Here is a 19,891-nt window from a genome sequence, read left to right as displayed (position 1 = left end):
CGGCATTTCCAGCAGTGACAGGCAATTGCAGGGCCCGCATTTACGTTTGTGTTAGGATTTCTACGAGTAGGCTAGGCGCATGAGGGGACAGCCATGACGCTATTAAAGAACCTTGAGAGGTTCTTTTTCGTGCCGCCGGATAATCCAGAACTGATCCAGTCGCAGGCACATGGCTTTACGCGGCAGGTGCCGCTGATGTACGCGGTGTTACTTGCCAACGCGATTATCCTGTCCCTCACCCATTTGAGCGCGCCGCCGATCCTGACAATTGTCGTGCCGGCAATTCTGGGAGCGATCAGCCTGTGGCGTGTCGCCCGGCTCTGGTTTGTACGCGACGCGGAAATCAGCGATTGGCAGGCGCGTCGACTGTTGAACCGCGCGGTGCCGGTATCCGCCGTCCTTGGCCTCGGCTTTTCCGCGTGGGCCTTGAGCCTCTACCCCTATGGGAATGCGTTCCAGCAGGCCCATGTGGCCTTTTATATCGGCATCACCTCTCTGGGCTGCGTCTATTGCCTGATGCATCTGCGCGCTGCGGCGCTGTCTGCCGCTGTCTGTTCGCTGGTTCCGTTCGCGCTGTTCTTCTTCATGCAGGGCAATCCGGTTTTGGTAGCGATGGCCTGCAACCTCATCATCGTGGTGTGTGCGCTGCTGTTCGTGACATTTCTGAACTTCAGGACCTTTGCCGAGCTGGTGGCGTCACGCGGCGAGATGGTGCGCCGGCAAGATGAAACGCAGCACCTGAGCGATGAGAACAAGCGGTTGGCCAATATCGATGCGCTGACCGGGCTGCCCAACCGCCGACAGTTTGATCATGCCCTGGGATTAATGCTGGAACAGGCCAAGGCCGACGGCACCGATATCGCGGTGGCGCGGCTGGATATCGATGGCTTCAAGGCGGTGAACAATATTTTCGGGCATGCCACCGGTGATCGCGTGTTGATCGAGATGGCGCGGCGGGTGATGGGGCTACGCAGCCCAAGCACCTTCGTGGCGCGGCTCGAGGCGGATGTATTCGGGCTGATCCTGCAGGGGCCGGTCAGCGAAAAGCGGCTGACCGATTGTGGTGAGCTGCTGTGTTCCACCGTGCGGGAGCCCTTTGTGCTGCCGGGCGCCAATCCGCATGTTTCGGCGTCCGCCGGTTTCGCCGCATCCCGCCCGAACGACACCGCCGAGGCGCTATGCGACCGGGCGGATTACGCGATCTTCGTGGCCAAGCAGGAAGCCCGCGGCAATGCCGTGGTGTTTTCCGATCGGCATGCCAGCGACATCAGCCGGGTTCGGGCGCTGGAGCACGCGCTGCATACGGCGGACCTGGATGCTGAAATCTACATCCTGTTCCAGCCGCAATTCGACATGTCGCAGAACCGGACCACGGGCTACGAAGTGCTGGCTCGCTGGCGCCATCCGGTGCTGGGCGAGATTTCGCCGGTCGACTTCATCCCGATGGCAGAGCGGATCGGCGTGATTTCCAAGATCACCCAGACGGTGCTGCGCAAGGCGCTGGCCATGGTGGCGCAATTGCCGCGGCCGCTGCGGTTGTCGGTCAATCTGTCCGCGCATGACCTAGTCTCGCACACCGCAATCGAGGCGATCGTGGCGCAGGTGGAGAGTTTCGGCACGCCATGCCGCATCGATTTCGAAATCACCGAGACCTCGGTGATGCATGACATGGCCCAGGCCAATGCGGCGTTGGTGTCGCTGCTGTCGCTGGGTTCGCGCATCGCACTGGACGATTTCGGCACCGGTCATTCCAGCTTGACCTATGTGCAAAAACTGCCGCTGGACCGTATCAAGGTGGACCGCAGTTTCGTGGCCGAAGTCACCAGCGATCCGACCAGTCGGGCGATCATCAAGACCACTGTCGATTTGTGCCGCAACCTTGGGATTTCCTGCGTGTTCGAGGGCATCGAGACCGAAGAACAGCTGGATGTGCTTGTGGGGCTCGGCGGCAAGGTTATGCAGGGGTATCTGTTCGGCCGGCCGATGAGCGAGGACATGGTGTTGCAGCATCATGCGCGGGAATTGCGCGGGGATGGGATTTATGTGCCGACTTTGCTGGATGTGGCGAGTTAGAGGCACCTCTGTTTCCCCACCCACCGCCCTTCCTGCGGGCTTGACCCGCGGGCCTCTAACCACACCACCGCGCTTGCTGAGAGCGGCCCGCGGGTCGAGCCCGCGGGAAGATCGAGTGTGTTGGGCGCTTGAATAGTACTCGTTGCTCCGCCTGTGGCAGTTCCCGCTTATGGCGTGGGAATAGGCTGTCGCCTACTGCGCGGCGGTGAGATCGAGAAAACCACCGGACTGGCGTAGCCAGAGGCTGGCGTAATGGCCGCCCTGTTTCAGAAGTTGGGCGTGGGTGCCCATCTCAACGATGCGGCCCTGATCCAGCACCACCAGCCGGTCCATCGAGGCGATGGTGGAGAGGCGATGGGCGATGGCGATCACGGTTTTGCCGGTCATCAGGTTTTCGAGCTGGCCCTGAATGGCGGCTTCGACCTCGCTATCGAGCGCGGAGGTGGCTTCGTCGAGCACGAGGATGGGCGCGTTCTTGAGGAGGACGCGGGCGATGGCGACGCGCTGGCGTTGGCCGCCGGACAGCTTGACGCCGCGCTCGCCGACCTGGGCGTCGTAGCCGGTGCGGCCGCGCAGGTCGGATAGGTTGGCGATGAATTCGTCGGCCTCGGCCATTTCGGCGGCGCTGACCATTTCCTCTTCGCTGGCTGTGGGGCGACCGAAGACGATGTTAGCCCGGACGGAACGGTGCAGCAGCGAGGTATCCTGGGTAACGACGCCGATATTGGCGCGCAGCGAGGCTTGGGTGACCTGCGAGATATCCTGCCCGTCGATGGTGATGCGGCCACCCTGCAGGTCGTAAAAGCGCAGCAGCAGGCTGACCAGGGTGGACTTGCCCGCGCCGGAGCGGCCGATCAGGCCGACGCGTTCGCCAGCGCGGATATCGAGTTCGAGGTTGTCGATGACGCCGGTGTCTTTGCCATAGTGGAAGGAAATGTTTTCGAAGTGGATATTGCCGGCGGTGACGGCGAGCGGCTTGGCGTTTGGGATATCGATCAGGCCCAGCGGACGACCGATGAGCTCCGCGGAGTTCTGGGCGGTGCCGTAATTGCGCATCAGGCCATTGAGCTGGTTCATCATGCGGCCGAGCAGGTTGTAGAGGCGGAGCACGAGGCCGAGGGTGAAGGCGACGCCGCCGACGGTGATGAGGCCCTGCGTCCAGAGTTGCACGGAGAGCGCGGCGATGCCGGCAATGGCAATGCCGGACAGCATGCCCATGGCGGTACGGACACCGACCAGGGTGCGGGCCAGAGTGGTCATGGCGGCGATGAAGCTGACGAAGCCGCGCTTGACGAAGCGGTCGTCTTCATCGGCGGAACCGAACAGTTTGAGGGTCTGGATATTGCTGTAGCTATCGACGATGCGGCCGGTGAGCGCGGAGGCGGCTTCGGCAGCGGCGGCCGAGCGCTTGCGCATGCGTGGCACGTAGTAGCGGGCGAGGATGGAGAACGCGATGATCCACAGGATGACGGCTGCGGCGAGGCGCCAATCGAGTTGACCGACCAGCACGACGGTGGTCAGTGCATAGATGGCGATGAACCACACCACCTGCAGCAGGGCGACCATGAAATCGCCGACGGCGCCGCCGCTTTGCCAGACCTTTGAGGCGATGGAGCCAGAAAAATCGTTCTGGAAGAAGGACAGGCTTTGGCGGATGACGTGGGCATAGGCCTGCCAGCGCACGAGATTGTAGAAGCCCAGGTTGACGGTCTGCTCTTCGACCGTCGCCGACAGCCAGGTGACGATGAAGCGGATGCCAAGCGTCACCACGAGCATCATCACCAGTTCGGGGCCGTAGCCGGCGATGAGGCCGGCCCAGCCATCGGCCTGGTTGGCGGCGTCGAGAATATCGACCAGGCGGCCGACGTAGTAGAACAGCGCGGCTTCGACCAGCGCGACGGCACCGCCGAGGATGAGCAGGGCAAGAAACGGCAGCTTGGCCTGGCTAATGAAGTGCCAGAAGAAGCGCGGTGTCGCGAGCGGCGGTTCCAGATTGGCCGGTGTCTTGAAGGGGTCCAGCCAGGACTCGAAGATGCGATGGAGGGGATCGAACAGACTCATTGGACATCCGGAACTGTGCGGGAGCGATTGTGGTTCCGACACAGGTGCGGGTCCAGTTGGTTTTGGGCGGCCCAGGTTAATTCGCAGAAAGGTCGGTGCGGGGGCGGCTGATGTGGGCCGCCCCCGCGCTGGGCAATTATTGCGCCGCTACGGTATCCAGATCGAGGAAGCCGCCGGACTGGCGTTCCCACAGGTGGGCGTAGTGCCCGCCTGAGGCGAGGAGCTGGGCGTGGGTGCCCTCCTCCACGATGCGGCCCTGTTCCAGCACCACCAGGCGATCCATGGCGGCGATGGTGGACAGGCGGTGGGCGATGGCGATCACCGTCTTGCCTTGCATCAGGGTTGTCAGTTGCTCCTGGATCGCCGCTTCCACTTCGCTGTCGAGGGCGGAGGTGGCTTCGTCGAGCACTAGGATCGGGGCGTTCTTGAGCAGCACACGGGCGATGGCGACGCGCTGGCGCTGGCCGCCCGAGAGTTTCACGCCACGCTCGCCCACATGGGCGTCGTAGCCGGTGAAGCCTTTCGGATCGGTCAGGGCCAGGATGACGTCATGCACCTTGGCTTGCTCGGCGGCCCGGATCATCTCCTCGTCGGTCGCCGATTGGCGACCGTATTTGAGATTTTCGCGGATCGAGCGATGCAGCAGGGAGGTGTCCTGGCTGACGAGGCCAATGGCCGCGCGGACGCTTTCCTGAGTGACGTTGCGCACGTCCTGCCCGTCGATGCGGATGCCGCCGTCCTGCACGTCGAACATGCGCAGGGCCAGGTTCACAAGCGTCGACTTGCCGGAGCCGGAACGGCCGACGAGGCCGATCTTTTCGCCCGCCGCCACCGTCAGATCGAAGTTGTCGATGACGCTGCCCTGTTTGCCCCGCCAGTAGTTGAAGCTGACATTGTCATAGACCAGCTCGCCCTTGGTCACGACCATGGGCTTGGCATCGGGGATATCGAGCATGGTCAGCGGCTGAGCGATGGTATCCATCGAGTCGCGGATGGTGCCGATCTGGCGGAAGATGTTGGAGCCGATTTCCAGAATCCAGCCGCTCATGTTCATGATCTGCAGCGCGAACGGGATTGCGGTGGCAACAGCCGCGGCGGTCAGGACGCCATTGTTCCAGCCGCTCAAGGCAAGCCAGGTGATCGAGACCACTAGGCCGGCGTTCAGCATGAACAGGATCGACCACATGTAGGTGAAGACCCGCATCAGCTTGCGGAACGACACGGTGTGATCGGTGATCGAGTCCGAGACATAGACGTCTTCGTGCTCGCCGGTGGAGAAGGTCTTGAGCGTCTGGATATTGGTGTAGCTGTCCACGATCCGGCCGGTCATCACCGATTTGCTCTCCGACATTTCCTCGGAATAGCGGGCAATCAGCGGCATGGTGATGGAAAACAGGATTGCATAGAACAGCAGCCACACCGCGATCGGCACCAGCAGCACCAGATCGAGCTGGGCCAGCACGACGACCGCGACGACCACGAAGATCAGCGCGTACCAGGCCGCATCGATGGCCAGGTTCACCCCGGTTTCGATGGCGTCGCCGGCCTGCATGATCTTGTTGGCGATGCGTCCGGCAAAGTCGTTCTGGAAGAAGGTCCAGCTCTGGCGGATGACGTGATAGTGGCTCTGCCAGCGCACCAGATTGACCAGGTTCGGCACGATGGCGTGGTTGCGAACCAGCGTATCCAGCATGAATGTCGACGGGCGAACCAGCACCACGACGACGATCATCCAGAGCAGGGTCTGGCCATGGACGTTGAAGATTTCGCCTGGTGCGGTGGTGGCCAGCATGCCGACCACGAGGCCGACAAAGACCGGCATCAGGGCATCGGCGATGGAGCCGATGGCAACCAGGCCCATGCGGATCAGGAAGACTGTCCGGAACTGGCCGATGAAGTATTTGACGAAGGGCGTGAGGCCCATTGGCGGCTGCCGGTTTTTGGCAAGCGCGACGGGCGAATAGAGATTGTCGAAGAACGTGATGACGCGGTTGAACATTTTTAGCTCGTTATTGTGAGCCGCGCCTGTCTGAGGTTTCTGGGCTCAGATCAGGGTCGGTATCGGTCCATGGGTTTGCGCTTGGTGCTTCGGGTCGCTGCCTTGATTGCGGGACCTGAGCTCGCGAGAATGGCCGTTTCGATATTGTCACCCATCTGGGTTCTCCTTGGTTGGGTTGAAGACGTTGGTGGTTCAGTCGTCACCCTCCCCCTTGAGGGGAGGGGTCCGGGGTGGGGGTTCCTGGGACAGAGTGGAGCTTCGTCTTGACTGGCTCCACTCCGGTTGAGGCTTCCCCCCACCCTAGCCCTCCCCTCAAGGGGGAGGGAATAGACCGCGTTTGCGGAAACCTCGGTTCATTGCGCGGCGTCCTCGACTTGGTCGGCGTCGATGAAGCCGCCGGATTGGCGGTTCCACAGGCTGGCATAGACGCCACCGAGATCGAGCAGTTGGGCGTGGGTGCCCTGCTCGATGATGGTGCCGCCGTCGATCACCACCAGACGGTCCATCATGGCGATGGTGGACAGGCGGTGAGCGATGGCGATGACGGTCTTGTTGGCCATCAGCAGTTGCAGCTGGCTCTGGATCGCGGCTTCCACCTCACTATCGAGCGCGGAGGTCGCTTCGTCCAGCACCAGAATTGGCGCGTTCTTGAGGAGAACGCGGGCGATGGCGATGCGCTGGCGCTGGCCGCCAGAGAGCTTGACGCCGCGCTCGCCGACATGGGCATCCAGACCCATGCGACCCTTGAAGTCGCTGAGGGTTTCGATGAAGAGCGAGGCTTCGGCCTGCTCGGCGGCATGGCGGATATCGGCTTCGGTCGCGTCGGGGCGGCCATAGGCGATGTTGTCGCGGACCGAACGATGCAGAAGGGAAGTATCCTGCGTCACCACGCCGATGTTGGCGCGCAACGAGTCCTGCGTGACCGTGGCGATGTCCTTGCCATCGATCAGGATGCGGCCTGACTCGCGGTCGTAGAAGCGCAGCAGCAGGTTGACGATGGTGGACTTGCCGGCGCCGGAACGGCCGACGAGACCGATCTTTTCGCCCGGCTTAATGTGCAGGTTCAGGCCCTCGATGACGCCGCTGGCCTTGCCGTAATGGAAGGCGACGTCCTGGAAGGTGATATCGCCTTTGACCGCCCCGATGGGTTGCGCGCCCTTTTGGTCGGAGACGACGCGCGGCAGCGAGAAGGAAGAGATGCCGTCCTTGACCGTGCCGATATTCTCGAACAGCGCCGACATTTCCCACATCACCCACTGGCTCATGCCCTGGAAGCGCATGACGAGGCCCAGCGACACGGCGAGCGCGCCGGGCGACATAGCATTGTTGAGCCACAGCCAGATGCCAACGCCGCCGACCGAGGCCAGCAGCAAGGCATTGGACCAGATCACCAGCATGTTGAGCACGGTGAACATGCGCATCTGCCGGTAGACGGTCTGCAGGAACTCGTCCATCGCCTCGCGGGCGTAGCTCTCCTCCCGATTGGAATGGGAGAACAGCTTGACCGTGGCAATATTGGTGTAGCTGTCGACAATGCGGCCGGTCATCGAGGACCGCGCATCGGCCTGGGCCTGGGAAATCTTGCCCATGCGCGGAATGAAGTAGCGCATCATCGACACATAGGCCACGAGCCAGACGAGGAACGGCACGGCCAGGCGCCAGTCGGTCGCGGCGGCCAGCACCACCGCGCCGGTGAAATAGACGACGACATAGACCAGCATGTCGAGCATCTTCATGACCACCTCGCGCACGGCGAGCGAGGTCTGCATCAGCTTGGCGCCGATGCGGCCAGCGAATTCGTCCTGGAAATAGCTCATCGACTGGCGAATGAGGTAGCGATGGCTCATCCAGCGGATGCGCTGGGGGAAATTGCCCAGCAGAGTCTGGTTCATGGTCATGGTGCTGATCAGCGCGAGGCCGGGCAGCACGATGGCGATGAAGGCGCCCATCAGAGCGAGCTTCCAGCCATCGGTGGCGAGGAAGGTCGTCTTGTCGGCGGCGGCGAGCCAGTTGACCACGTCGCCGATGAAACCGAACAGCGTGATTTCGCCAGCCGCGATCAGGCCGGCGGTGACGGCCATCAGGGCGAGCCATTTCTTGGCGCCGTGGCTGTAATAGAGGCAAAAGGCCAGCAGACCCTTGGGGGGCTCGCTGGGCTCGTTGGCCGGATACGGATCGAGTCGTCGTTCAAACCAACGCAGCATCGAGATCACCATAGTTCTGGTCCCGCAGGATCATCATTTGACATGGCCACAGCTCGTACAACCTCAAGCGTGGCTGAGGTCAAGGACGAATGGGCCGATGGCAAATCGACGCCGACGGGAAAAATTTGGGTACCGTTCGATACGCACAATTGCGCAGAGGAGCGGTGTAGCGCCACCCGCGATACCCCCTCCCCAATGCCGTCCTAATTGGCGTAGAAGAATGCTCACGCGGTCGCTAGCCGCCCAGAGTACACGATTGCGGCGAGTCTGCTGTTGCGGGCTGGCCACAATCGATTTCAAGAGTATCGATTTTAACGGACCCGCTCATGCGCACCGACAGCGAACATACGATCTACCTCAAGGACTACACGCCAAGCCCCTATGCGATCGTCGCAGTCGATCTCGATTTCCGCATCACCGCGGAAAGCACGCGGGTGCGGGCGCTGTTGACGGTGGAGCCGCGTGAGGGCACCGAACCGGGCACGCCACTGGTGCTGGACGGGAATGAATTGACGCTGACCTCGGTGGCGATCGACGGGGCGCCGCTGATGGTGTCATCCTATGCGGCAGACGCGGATAGCCTGACCATCGTGGAGCCGCCGCTGCGCCGGTTTGTGCTGGAGACCGAGGTTAGCCTGAAGCCCGAGACCAATACGCGGCTGATGGGGTTGTATCGTTCGAGCGGCACGTGGTGCACGCAGTGCGAGCCGGAGGGGTTCCGGCGGATCACCTATTATCTCGACCGGCCGGACAATCTGGCGGTGTTCAAAGTGACGATGACGGCGCCGCGCGATATCGCTCCGGTGCTGCTGGCCAATGGCAACAAGATCGGTGCCGGCGACGCGGGCGACGGGATGCATTACGCCGTGTGGGAAGACCCGCATCCGAAGCCGGCCTATCTGTTTGCGCTGGTGGCGGGGGATCTGGGTTCGATCACCGACAACTTCACCACCGCGTCGCGCCGCAAAGTGGACCTGGCGATCTATTGCGAGCACGGCAAGGAAGATCAGTGCCATTGGGCGATGGACAGCCTCAAGCGGTCGATGAGCTGGGACGAACGGCGGTTCGGGCGTGAGTATGACCTGGATATCTTCAACATCGTCGCCGTGTCCGATTTCAACTTCGGCGCGATGGAGAACAAGGGCCTCAATATCTTCAACGACAAGCTGGTGTTCGCCAAGCCGGATACGGCGACCGACGGGGACTATGAGAATATCGAGCGCGTCATCGCGCATGAATATTTCCACAACTGGACGGGTAATCGCATCACCTGCCGCGACTGGTTTCAGCTCTGCCTCAAGGAAGGGCTGACGGTCTATCGCGACCAGGAATTCACCAGCGACGAGCGCTCGCGGGCGGTCAAGCGCATCTCGGACGTGCAGACGTTGCGCTCGGCCCAGTTCCCCGAGGATGGCGGGCCGCTGGCCCACCCTGCCCGGCCGGACCAGTATCGCGAGATCAACAATTTCTACACGGCGACAGTCTACGAAAAGGGCGCCGAAATCGTGCGCATGCTGGCGACGCTGCTGGGCGAGGCTGGCTTCCGCAAGGGGATGGACCTTTATTTCGAGCGCCATGACGGGCGGGCGACGACGATCGAAGCGTTCCTCGCGGTGTTCGCCGAGGCCAACCAGATTGACCTCAGCCAGTTCCAGACCTGGTATCTGCAGGCGGGTACGCCCAAGCTGACGGTCAGCGACAGCTATGACGCGGCGGCGCAGACCTATCGGCTGAAGCTGGAGCAGAAGACCGAGCCGACGCCGGGCCAGCCGACCAAGCAGGCGCTGGTGATGCCGATCAAGTTCGGGCTGATCGGGCCGAATGGCAGCGCGATGGGCTGGAGCGGCGTGAGCGGCGGCGACGTGCGCGACGACATGATCGTGCTTAGCAACGACAGCGCCGAAATCGTCTTTACCGGAGTGGCCAACAGGCCGGTGCCGTCGCTGCTGCGGGGTTTTTCGGCGCCGGTCACCATGACCACGACGCTGACGCAGGAGGACCGCCTGTTCCTGGCGCGTCATGACAGCGACCCGTTTGGACGCTGGCAGGCGCTGCAGGATGTCAGCATGGCGCTGGCAGTTGGCGCCGTGAATGGCACGCCATGGGCGGAGGACGCGGTCACTGCCTTGCGTCAGGCGATGGCAGATACGCTGGCCAACGACAATCTGGATGATGCGTTCAAGGCGCTGGCGCTGGTGCTGCCTGGGGAAGCGCTGATCGCGCGGACAATCGGCAAGGATATCGATCCGGCAAAGGTCCATGATGTGCGCGACCAGCTCAACCGCGCTGTATTCGGACCGCTGACCAGCCAATTGACGGCGGCCTATATCAAGCTGACGAGCGACCTGCCCTACGTGCCCGACGCGGCAAGTTCGGGCCGTCGGGCGCTGCGCAACAGGCTGCTTGGGCTGCTGGTTGCCAGTGGCGCGTCCGAGGGGCCGAAACTGGCGGCGCAGCAATATGCGGACGCATCCAACATGACGGATCGGTTCGCGGCTTTGGCCGTGTCCGGCGCTGCGTGGACGGCGGAAGCACCGGTGTTGCTGGCCGATTTCCGCACCAAGTTTGGCGGCGATCCGCTGGTGCTGGACAAGTGGCTGAGCATATCGGCCAGCGCGCAGGACGATGGCGTGCTGGAGCGGGTCAGGGCGATCCTGGCCGATCCGAACTTCCCCAAGAACAATCCAAACCGGCTACGGGCGCTGGTGGGGGCGTTTGCGATGAACAACCCAAAGCAGTTCGCGCGTCCGGACGGCGCCGGCTTCCGGTTCGTGGCGGATTTCGTGGCCGATGTGGACACGCGCAATCCGCAGGTCGCCGCACGGGTGCTGACCGGCTTCCGCATCTGGCCGATGCTCGAACCGGTGCGTCGCGCAGCGGCAAAAGCGGCACTCACGGCACTGCAATCCAAGGGTGATTTGAGCCGCAACACGGCAGACATCCTGACCCGGACGCTGGCGGGTTAAGTTCTCCTGCGGTAGCAAAATTTTTCTTTTGGGCTAAGTGATTCAGGCGACTCGCGAATTTCTCGGGTCGCCTGAACTGTACAGAAAGCGACTCTGGACAGGGCGGGGTGGCTTGATTCATTGTTTGTTAAGGGCAAATCGGGTGGGCTGATTTCCCTGACACTCATGGAGTTTTGCATGCGGTCGGCGGACTTGTCCGGCGTCGGCGCTGAACGATTCAGCGTTGATGAAGGAGCGGCAAACATGCGCGGAAAGCGGGGCAATATTGCCCCGAAATCCAAGCGAGCAATCCGGCAAGGCCTTTCGCCCGTGACGTCCGCGGTCGCCCTCACGGCAATCCTGGCCGCTACCCTGTTCGTGATCTACGACGGCGTTCGCACCCTGCACGAGGCGCGTGGGGAATTATCCAGTATTGGGCGCTCGATCCTCAGGGATATTGCCGACGTCTCACCCGATACGGCCAAAGCTGGACTATCGGGCGCCGTCAGCCGCTATTCGCCCGCCATGCGCGCCAGCTTTCGGGCTGCGGATGCCCCGGCCGATGCGGGTCTCGTCAGCCAGGATATCCCGGCGGGCGATCTAGGCGTGCTGTCGCTGGCGCGCGAGCAGACCGAGGCGCTGGCTGGCGTCTGGCAACGCGGGCTGGGCGCTTATCTCGTCGCTTTCCTGATTATCGGGCTGGCCTATTTCCGCGCCAAGACGGCTACCATGCCCAACGCCATGCAGAGGCAGAACTACCAGACCATGGCATCGGTAATACCGATGGGCGTCGCGTGCTGGACGGCGGCTGGACGGCTGATCGTCTGCAATGAGCAATACCGCGATGGGCTCATGCTCGGCGGCAAGGATTTGGCCTATGCCGAGGTGGTCAAGCAATTGATCGCGGGGGGCCATATGAAGCTGGTCAACGGCGAGGACAATAACCGCCTGCTGGAACTGCATCGCGAAGACGGCACGTGCCTGTTGATCGACGAGCGCCCGATCGGCGACGGCAGCTTCATGACGCTGGTCAGCGACGTTACGGAACGCAAACGGACCGACAGCATGCTGCGGTCCATTCGCGAGGAACAGCGCCTACTGGCCCGGCGCTATCACGAGGAAAAGCTTAAGGCCGAAGCTGCGAGCGTCGCCAAGACCAACTTCCTGGCCCATCTCAGCCACGATATCCGCACCCCGCTCAACCATATCATCGGCTTTGCCGAGCTGATGCGGCACCAGACCTATGGGCCGCTGGGCGACGCGCGCTATGCCGATTACGTGCAGTCGATCAAGACAAGCGGCGAGCGCCTGCTGGCCTCGTTCGCGACCATTCTTGACTTCACCGAACTCGAAAGCGGCCAGAAGGAATTGCGGGTCGATCCGATCGCGGTGGATGGGCTGATCGAGAGCGTGGCCCAACGCTTCCGTGGCCAGGCAGTGCGGGCCGGCGTGAATGTCATCATGGGCGCAGCGACTGGCGCGGTACTCCATGGCGATGGAATGGGCCTGCAACGCATGCTGGGCAACATCGTGGACAACGCGATCCGGTTTACCCCCAGCGGCGGCAGCGTGACCATGGCGGCCTATGCGGCGCGGGATGGCCTCGTGATCGAGATTTCCGATACTGGTCTGGGCATGAGCGAAGAACGGCTGGCGACGCTGTCCCACCCGTTCGCCTTGGGCGACGCAACCTTTACCCGTGAGGGCATGGGCCCGGGACTGGGCATTTCCATCGCCCGCGCCATAGCCGAACTCAGCGGTGGCCGCATCGCCATCGATTCCAGCTTGTCGCTGGGGACGACGGTAGCGATTTCCCTGCCGCTGCAGAGTATGCAGGCCATGGTGGCGGCGGAGTAGTCAGGCCAGCGTTCGGGCCTTGGCGTACCAGGCGTCGGCCGCGGCGCGGACTTCGGCTTGCATCGACTTGAGGTCGAGTTCCAGCCGGCCGAAATCGGGGTAGTGGGTCAGGCCGGCGAGTAATTCCTTGAAGGCGTCGGTCCAGGCTTCGTCCTTGAACGGATGCACCAAAGCGCTGCTCATGACTTGCAGCACGGTGGAATAGACGTCGTGGATTTCGGCCAGGCGGGCGCCTTCGGGGACGAGGCCGGTTTCGCCGAGCCGCGTCAGCACGCGCGCGGTCAGGGCTTGCGGCAGGCCGATGCTGTCGCCGGCCACGAGCTGCGCCGATTGGGCGATGAATTCGAGGTCGACCAGGCCGCCTTCGGCCAGTTTAAGATCGAAGGGATGGCGGGCCGGGCGTTCGCGAGCCATCAGGGCGCGCATCGAGACCACTTCGGTGATGGTTTTTTCGACATCGCGGTGGCGTTGCATGACCTCGGCGATAGCGGCATCGACCTCATAACCAAGCTCGCCATCGGCCATGACGACGCGGGCCCGGCTGAGCGCCAGATGTTCCCAGGTCCAAGCATTGTCGCGGTGGTAATTGCGGAAGCCCGGCAGGCCGGTGGCCAGCGGGCCGGCATTGCCGGAGGGCCGCAGGCGCATATCGGCCTCGTAGAGCACGCCTTCGGCGGTCGGCGCGGTGATGGCGGCGACGAGGCGCTGGGTCAGGCGGGTGAAATAGTGATTGGTGCTGAGGGGCTTGGCGCCGTCGGATTCAGTATCGGGGGCATCGTAGAGCATGATGAAATCGAGGTCGGAAGTGACCGTCATTTCACGGCTCGCCATCTTACCGAAAGCCAGCAGGGCCACCCTGCCCCCGGGAATGGTGCCATGGCGGCGCTCGAACTCGGCGCGCACATTGCCGAACAGGCGCTGCAGCAGCGTTTCGGCGAGGGCGGTGAACTGTTCGCCTGCCATAGTGGCGGTCACGGTGCCCGAGAGCAGGCCGGCGGCGATGAGGAATTTCTGCTCCTGGCCGATGATGCGGGCGCGGTCGATGATTTCCTCATAGGAGCGAGCTTCGGCGAGGAAGCTGTCGACCTTGCCGACGAGGACTTCGCGGCGGGTGATGTCGTCGGCGAAGGCGGGATCGATCAGGCCATCCATGACATGGGCGCGGTGAATGACCGACTCGGCCATGCGGGGGGCGGAGGCGAGCAATTGCACCAATAGCGTGCGCAATTGCGGGTGGGTGCGCAGCAGGGCGAAGAGCTGCACGCCGGACGGAAGGCGCGAGAGGAAGTTATCGAAGCGCGCCAGTGCCTCGTCGGCATTGCCCGCGGTTCCGAGCGTGGCCAGCAGGGCGGGCAGCAGTTCGGTGAGTTGTGCGCGGGCGGCGGCGGCGCGGGTGGCGGGGTAACCGCCATAGTGCCATTTGCGCACGGTTTCGCTGGCGAGATGGCCGTTGGCAAAACCCATGCGGGCTAGGGTTTCCAGCGTTTCCGGGTCGTCGTCGCTGCCGGTGAAGACGAGGTTGCCCTCGCCGCTGCCCAGGGATTCGCCTTCGGTGAAGAGTTCGGCGTAGTAGCTCGCCACCAATTCGAGGGCGGCGCGGTAGGCGGTTTCGAATTTTTGCAGATCGGGTTCGCCCATGAGGCGGGCGATGACCGCGACCTCGTCGGGCGTCGAGGGCATGATGTGGGTTTGCTCGTCGCGCAGCATCTGCAGCCGGTTTTCGACGGCGCGGAGATACCAATAGGTTTGGGTGAGTTCGGTGGCGGCCTTGGCGGTGATCCAGTTGGCCTTCGCCAGCGCCGCCAGCGCGACCGCGGTGGGCTTGACGCGCAGGTCGGGATCGCGGCCGCCAGCGATCAATTGCTGGGTCTGGGTGAAAAACTCGATCTCGCGGATGCCGCCGCGACCGAGCTTGACGTTGTGGCCCTCGACCCGGATATCGCCGACTTTCTTGGCGATGTTGATCTGGCGCTTCATGGCCTGGATATCGGCGATCATGGCGTAGTCGAGATGCTTGCGCCACACATAGGGGGTGAGCTCCTTGAGGAAGGCCTCGCCCACGGATTTGTCGCCGGCGCAGGCGCGGGCCTTGATCCAGGCGGCTCGCTCCCAGTTCTGGCCCCGGCTTTCGTAATAGGCGAGCGCGGCGTCGAAGGAGAGCGCTAGCGGGGTCGAGCCGGGATCGGGGCGGAGGCGCAGATCGGTGCGGAAGACGTAGCCACCGGCGCGGCGTTCCTCCATCAGACCGACGAGCTTTTGCACCATGCGGGAATAGGTTTTGCCGGCCTCGGACGGGTCCGCTAGTACGGGCTTTTCGGGATCGTAGAAAGCGACGATGTCGATATCGGAGGAGTAGTTGAGCTCGCGGCCGCCATGCTTGCCGAGGGCGAAGAGGGCGAGACCGGAATTGGCGGCGGTGGCTTGTTCGAGAGGGATGGCGAGCAAGCCCTTGGCGTGGGCTTGGCGCATTAGGAAATTGAGGGCCGCATCGAGCGCTGCGTCGCCGAGATCGGACAGGGCGGCGGTGGATTGCGCGGTGGTCCAGGCGCCGCCGGTTTCGGCGATGGCGGCGAGCAGCGCGGTGCGGCTTTTGGCGGTGCGAAGGATGGGCGAGAGTGTGGCGTCGTCGGGGGCGGTTTGGCCGGCGGTGGTGACGGTGTCGATGATGATGGCGAAGGCGGCGTCGGGATTGATCGACAGGGTCGCGGCGAGCCAGGGGGTATTGGCCTCGGCGAGGTCGAACAGATAGGGCGCGGATTCGAGGAGGGGGCCGAGCGTGGCGGTGGCCGGCGCGATGGTGTCGCGGTCTTCGGCGGGAAGGCCGGTGAGCCAGGCGTCTACGCGGGGATGGGGGGTGGTGGGCAGCGGGGATAGGGTGATGGCCATGAGGGAGGGATAGCTTGGAGTGGACGGGTGGGCAAGGTGGGTTGGTCAGAGCACTAAACGCCTCACACTCACGATGTCACCCCGGCCTGCGCCGGGGTGACATCGAGTGTTGTGGAGGCAATCGGACCTTAAGCAGCTCCCGGCAAATCCATCACTGCGCGCACGCCAGGGGCATTATCCTCGATGCTGAAGGTGCCGCCGTGGAGGCGCGTCACCGCATCGACCAAAGACAGGCCAAGGCCGGAGCCAGTCTCTGTGCGGCTGGCGTCAAGGCGTACGAAGCGTTCGATGACGCGCTTGCGGTCCTCGAGCGGAATGCCCGGGCCATTGTCGGCGACTTCGATGATGACGCGGCCGTCGGCCTGACGCAGGCCGACGGCAATGCGGCCGGCGGGGCCGGCAAGGGGCTTGGCGTATTTGACGGCGTTTTCCAGCAGGTTGACCATGGCCTGGCCGATCAGCTCGCGATTGCCGTGCAGGTGCACGTCAGGGGTGATCGCGGTTTCGATGGTGATCCCTTCGTCCTCCGCTACCGGGCCGTAGAGTTCGGCAACATCGGCGACGACGGCGCTGACATCGACATCGGCCAGTGCGCCAGAGGGGGCGCCGGCTTCGGCACGCGCGATCATTAGCAGCGCGTTGAAAGTCTGGATCAGGCGGTCGCTCTCGGCGATGGTGGTTTCGAGCGCCTTTTGCCGCGACTGGTCGCTGGCCCCATCGCGCAAAGCGGCCTCGGCCTGGTTGCGCAAGCGGGTCAGCGGCGTCTTGAGATCGTGAGCGACGTTGTCGGTGACCTCCTTGAGGCCCTGCAACAGTTGCTCGATGCGGTCGAGCATGGCGTTGAGATTGGTGGCGAGGCCATCGAATTCGTCGTTGCGGCGGGTAATCGGCACGCGTTCGGAGAGATTGCCCGACATGATCTTGGTGGAGGTATCGCGGATGGTGTCGATGCGGCGCAATACGCGGCGCGCGGTGATACCACCGGCGACGACGGAGAACAGGATGATGCCTATGACGCCGACGAGGAAGCTCTGCACGATGATCGCCGAATAACCGCGGCGCTCGACCACGTCGCGGCCGACGACCAGGACCATGCCGTTATCGAGTTGCACCGAGCGGACGACAGCGAAACCTGGGCGCGGCGGGCGCTCGTCATCCCCGCCGTCGTCTTGGACGGGATTGGCCGGCTGGTAATCGAAGCTGTAGACGCCCGGGTCGCGCAGGGCCTCGACGGGGATTTGGGTGACATTGCCAAGTAGATATTGGCCGGCGGCATCGCCCAAATAGTAGACCCCCGGCCCCGGGCGGCTGGAAAACCGGTCGACGGCGAAGGCGAGTGCGCGAATGCCCTGATTGCTCTCGATGCGCTGCAGCTGGCGAATTTCGCGGTCGATGTCGTCGGTCTGCTGGCGCTGGATCTGCACGCTGGATTGCCAGGTGATGAAGGCCAGCAGCAGAATTGCGAACAGCACGAAAATCAGGATGAACGTCGCCGTCAGCCGGACCGTCGAGGTGCGCCAGATTTGGGAAAGGCGATACAAGGCCTACTCGCGGATCATATAGCCGGCGCCGCGCACGGTGTGCAGCAACGGGGTGGCATAGCCCTTGTCGATCTTGGAGCGCAGGCGCGACATGTGCACGTCGATGACATTAGTCTGCGGATCGAAATGATAATCCCAGACATTTTCCAGCAGCATGGTGCGGGTCACCACCTTACCGGCATTCTTCATCAGATATTCGAGCAGGCGGAATTCGCGCGGTTGCAGCAACACGGCTTCGCCAGAGCGCTCGACCTTGCGGCTGAGCCGGTCGAGCGACAGGTCGCCCACGTCGTAGCTGGTCGCGGCCTCCGATGGGCTAGAGCGGCGGGCGAGAACTTCTACGCGCGCCAGCAGTTCGGTGAAGGCATAGGGCTTGGTGAGATAGTCGTCGCCGCCGGCACGCAGGCCCGTGACACGATCGTCGACTTCGCCGAGTGCGGAGAGGATCAGGACGGGCGTCTTGTCGCCCTCGGCGCGAAGGCTTTCGACGATGGAGAGGCCGTCGCGGCGGGGCAGCATGCGGTCGACGATCAAGACGTCATAATCCATGCCGGAGGCCATGGCATACCCGGTTTCGCCGTCGGCGGCGTGGTGGGTGACGTGGCCGGCCTCGTCGAGCGCCTGGATAAGGTAGCTCGCGGCCTCCCGATCATCTTCGATCAGTAATATTTTCACCGCGGGCTCCTGAGTGTGAAAGATCGGCTCCGGTGCGAACACCGGAGCCTGCCGAGCTTGTAAGGTTGGCTCCGGTGTTCGCACCGGAGCCATCGTCGTTATTTGCCGTCGCTGAGCGGCAGGCCGATGAAGCGGGCTTCGCCACCGCGGCTGGCCTTGATCAGGGCTGTATTGAGACCCTTGGCCTTGACGGCCGCAAGAGCGGTTTCGAACTCATCGACAGTTGCCACCGGCTTGTTGTCGACTTCCAGGATCGCGTCGCCGACAGCAAAGCCCTTTTCAGCGGCCGGGCTGTTCTCGTCGATGTCCTGGATCAACAGCCCCCCCGAACCATCGGAGTTCGGCACCAGGGTCAGGCCGACGCTGGACGGCGCTGGCTTGACTTCGGCGGGAGGCGTCGGCTTGGACGGCTCGCTCTGGGCGGCGTCTTCCGTCAGAGTGCCCAGCTTGACCGAGATCTTGGTTTCGGCTCCGTCGCGCCAGATTGTCAGCTCGACAGTGGAGTCGGGGGCCTTGCCGGCGATGGTACGGCTGAGGCCGAGCGCATCGTCGATGGGCGTGCCGTCAACGGCAGTGACGATATCACCTGACTTGACGCCAGCCTTGCCGGCCGGCGAGTCGGCGGTGGGTTCACGCACGATGGCGCCCTTGGCGTGCTGCAGACCAACGCCATCGGCGATGTCCTTGGTCACGTCCTGGATCGACACGCCGAGATAGCCACGGGTAATGCCGTTGCCGGTCTTGAGCTGGTCGACAATGGTCTTGACGGTCGAGGCCGGGATGGCGAAAGCGATACCGACATTGCCGCCGTTTGGCGAATAGATGGCGGTATTGACGCCAACGACTTCACCCTTGGTGTTGAAGGTCGGGCCACCCGAATTGCCGGTGTTCACCGCAGCGTCGATCTGCAGGAAATCGCCATAGTTGGAGCCGCCGATATTGCGGCCCTTGGCCGAAATCACGCCGGCCGTCACCGTGCCGCCGAGGCCGAACGGATTGCCGACGGCAACCACCCAATCGCCAACGCGGCTTGGCGTGGTTTCGAAGCTGACGAAGGGCAGGTCCTTGCCCTCGATCTTGACGACGGCAAGGTCGGTGCGCGGATCGGTGCCGATGATCTTGGCGGTCTCTTCGTCGCCATTGTCGAACACGACGGTGACCTTGGTCGCGTTTTCGACGACGTGATTATTGGTGACGATATAGCCGTCGCTCGAAATCACGAAGCCGGAGCCGGCCGCCATGAACTTGCGGGGAGCCTGCTGTTCCTGCTGATCGCCGCCCTGGCCACCGAACTGGTCACCAAACTGCTGGAAGAAATCGTGGAACGGATGATCCTTCGGCAAGTCGGGCATGTTGAAATTGCCGCCGCCGCGCTGCACGTCCTGGGGGCCCTCGGTGGCCTCGACCAGGATCGACACCACGGCCGGCTTGACGGCCTCGACCAGGTCAGCAAATCCGGACTGCGGTTGAACAGCCTCCGGTACGACGATCTGGGCGGCCTTCTGCACTTGGGCAGTTGCGGGCAGGCCCGTCAGCACGTAGGCGGTGGACACCCCACCAATGCCCACGATCAGCGCCAGAGTGGACGCTCCGAGCCAGCGGCGGGTACGTGAAAGAAGAGTCGGGCGCATGAGAATCGGTCTCCTTGGA

10 protein-coding genes are annotated in these 19,891 nt (G+C 63.3%); 3 read left to right on the top strand and 7 right to left on the bottom strand.

The window, feature by feature from the left end:
• Nucleotides 1-93 precede the first annotated feature (93 nt).
• Nucleotides 94-2,073 carry an EAL domain-containing protein gene (locus tag JWP26_RS16695; protein WP_299730223.1) on the top strand — a complete coding sequence of 660 codons (1,980 nt, stop codon included), beginning with the start codon at nucleotides 94-96 and terminating at the stop codon, nucleotides 2,071-2,073.
• A 192-nt stretch (nucleotides 2,074-2,265) separates the two neighbouring features.
• Here the strand turns inward: JWP26_RS16695 and JWP26_RS16690 are convergent, their stop codons facing one another.
• The 3 genes from JWP26_RS16690 to JWP26_RS16680 all read right to left on the bottom strand — a co-directional run bounded on the left by JWP26_RS16690 (nucleotide 2,266) and on the right by JWP26_RS16680 (nucleotide 8,337).
• Complete coding sequence (locus tag JWP26_RS16690; protein WP_299730220.1) at nucleotides 2,266-4,134, bottom strand: ABC transporter ATP-binding protein; 1,869 nt, start codon at nucleotides 4,132-4,134, stop codon at nucleotides 2,266-2,268.
• A gap of 136 nt (nucleotides 4,135-4,270) precedes the next feature.
• Nucleotides 4,271-6,133, bottom strand: coding sequence for an ABC transporter ATP-binding protein (locus tag JWP26_RS16685; RefSeq protein WP_299730217.1), 1,863 nt, complete (start codon nucleotides 6,131-6,133; stop codon nucleotides 4,271-4,273).
• 353 nt (nucleotides 6,134-6,486) lie between these two features.
• Complete coding sequence (locus JWP26_RS16680; protein ID WP_299730214.1) at nucleotides 6,487-8,337, bottom strand: ABC transporter ATP-binding protein; 1,851 nt, start codon at nucleotides 8,335-8,337, stop codon at nucleotides 6,487-6,489.
• Nucleotides 8,338-8,663: 326 nt separating this feature from the next.
• Between JWP26_RS16680 and pepN the strand changes: the two genes are divergently transcribed.
• Nucleotides 8,664-11,303 carry an aminopeptidase N gene (gene pepN, locus JWP26_RS16675; protein ID WP_299730212.1) on the top strand — a complete coding sequence of 880 codons (2,640 nt, stop codon included), beginning with the start codon at nucleotides 8,664-8,666 and terminating at the stop codon, nucleotides 11,301-11,303.
• Between the two features lie 309 nt (nucleotides 11,304-11,612).
• Nucleotides 11,613-13,139, top strand: coding sequence for a HAMP domain-containing sensor histidine kinase (locus JWP26_RS16670; RefSeq protein ID WP_299730210.1), 1,527 nt, complete (start codon nucleotides 11,613-11,615; stop codon nucleotides 13,137-13,139).
• Here the strand turns inward: JWP26_RS16670 and JWP26_RS16665 are convergent, their stop codons facing one another.
• The 4 genes from JWP26_RS16665 to JWP26_RS16650 all read right to left on the bottom strand — a co-directional run bounded on the left by JWP26_RS16665 (nucleotide 13,140) and on the right by JWP26_RS16650 (nucleotide 19,872).
• Nucleotides 13,140-16,025 (bottom strand): bifunctional [glutamine synthetase] adenylyltransferase/[glutamine synthetase]-adenylyl-L-tyrosine phosphorylase, encoded by a 2,886-nt coding sequence (locus JWP26_RS16665; protein ID WP_299730208.1) that lies wholly within the window; start codon nucleotides 16,023-16,025, stop codon nucleotides 13,140-13,142.
• Between the two features lie 128 nt (nucleotides 16,026-16,153).
• Nucleotides 16,154-17,566 (bottom strand): HAMP domain-containing sensor histidine kinase, encoded by a 1,413-nt coding sequence (locus JWP26_RS16660; RefSeq protein ID WP_299730205.1) that lies wholly within the window; start codon nucleotides 17,564-17,566, stop codon nucleotides 16,154-16,156.
• 3 nt (nucleotides 17,567-17,569) lie between these two features.
• Nucleotides 17,570-18,241: a response regulator transcription factor gene (locus JWP26_RS16655; RefSeq protein ID WP_299730202.1), complete on the bottom strand. Its 672-nt coding sequence runs from the start codon at nucleotides 18,239-18,241 to the stop codon at nucleotides 17,570-17,572.
• 98 nt (nucleotides 18,242-18,339) lie between these two features.
• Complete coding sequence (locus tag JWP26_RS16650) at nucleotides 18,340-19,872, bottom strand: Do family serine endopeptidase (RefSeq protein ID WP_299730199.1); 1,533 nt, start codon at nucleotides 19,870-19,872, stop codon at nucleotides 18,340-18,342.
• Nucleotides 19,873-19,891: the final 19 nt, after the last annotated feature.

Origin of the sequence: Devosia sp., assembly GCF_028290435.1 — a bacterium.
Lineage (GTDB): Bacteria > Pseudomonadota > Alphaproteobacteria > Rhizobiales > Devosiaceae > Devosia.
The sequence above is the reverse complement of the archived record's forward strand: the minus strand, read 5'-3'. Positions and strand labels throughout refer to the sequence as shown.

What these genes read in the sequence shown, in the direction of transcription:
- JWP26_RS16665 (WP_299730208.1), bottom strand. Translation starts at nt 16,025, where the DNA reads ATGGCCATCACCCTATCCCCGCTGCCCACCACCCCCCATCCCCGCGTA.
- JWP26_RS16695 (WP_299730223.1), top strand. Translation starts at nt 94, where the DNA reads ATGACGCTATTAAAGAACCTTGAGAGGTTCTTTTTCGTGCCGCCGGAT.
- JWP26_RS16685 (WP_299730217.1), bottom strand. Translation starts at nt 6,133, where the DNA reads ATGTTCAACCGCGTCATCACGTTCTTCGACAATCTCTATTCGCCCGTC.
- JWP26_RS16650 (WP_299730199.1), bottom strand. Translation starts at nt 19,872, where the DNA reads ATGCGCCCGACTCTTCTTTCACGTACCCGCCGCTGGCTCGGAGCGTCC.
- JWP26_RS16680 (WP_299730214.1), bottom strand. Translation starts at nt 8,337, where the DNA reads ATGCTGCGTTGGTTTGAACGACGACTCGATCCGTATCCGGCCAACGAG.
- pepN (WP_299730212.1), top strand. Translation starts at nt 8,664, where the DNA reads ATGCGCACCGACAGCGAACATACGATCTACCTCAAGGACTACACGCCA.
- JWP26_RS16690 (WP_299730220.1), bottom strand. Translation starts at nt 4,134, where the DNA reads ATGAGTCTGTTCGATCCCCTCCATCGCATCTTCGAGTCCTGGCTGGAC.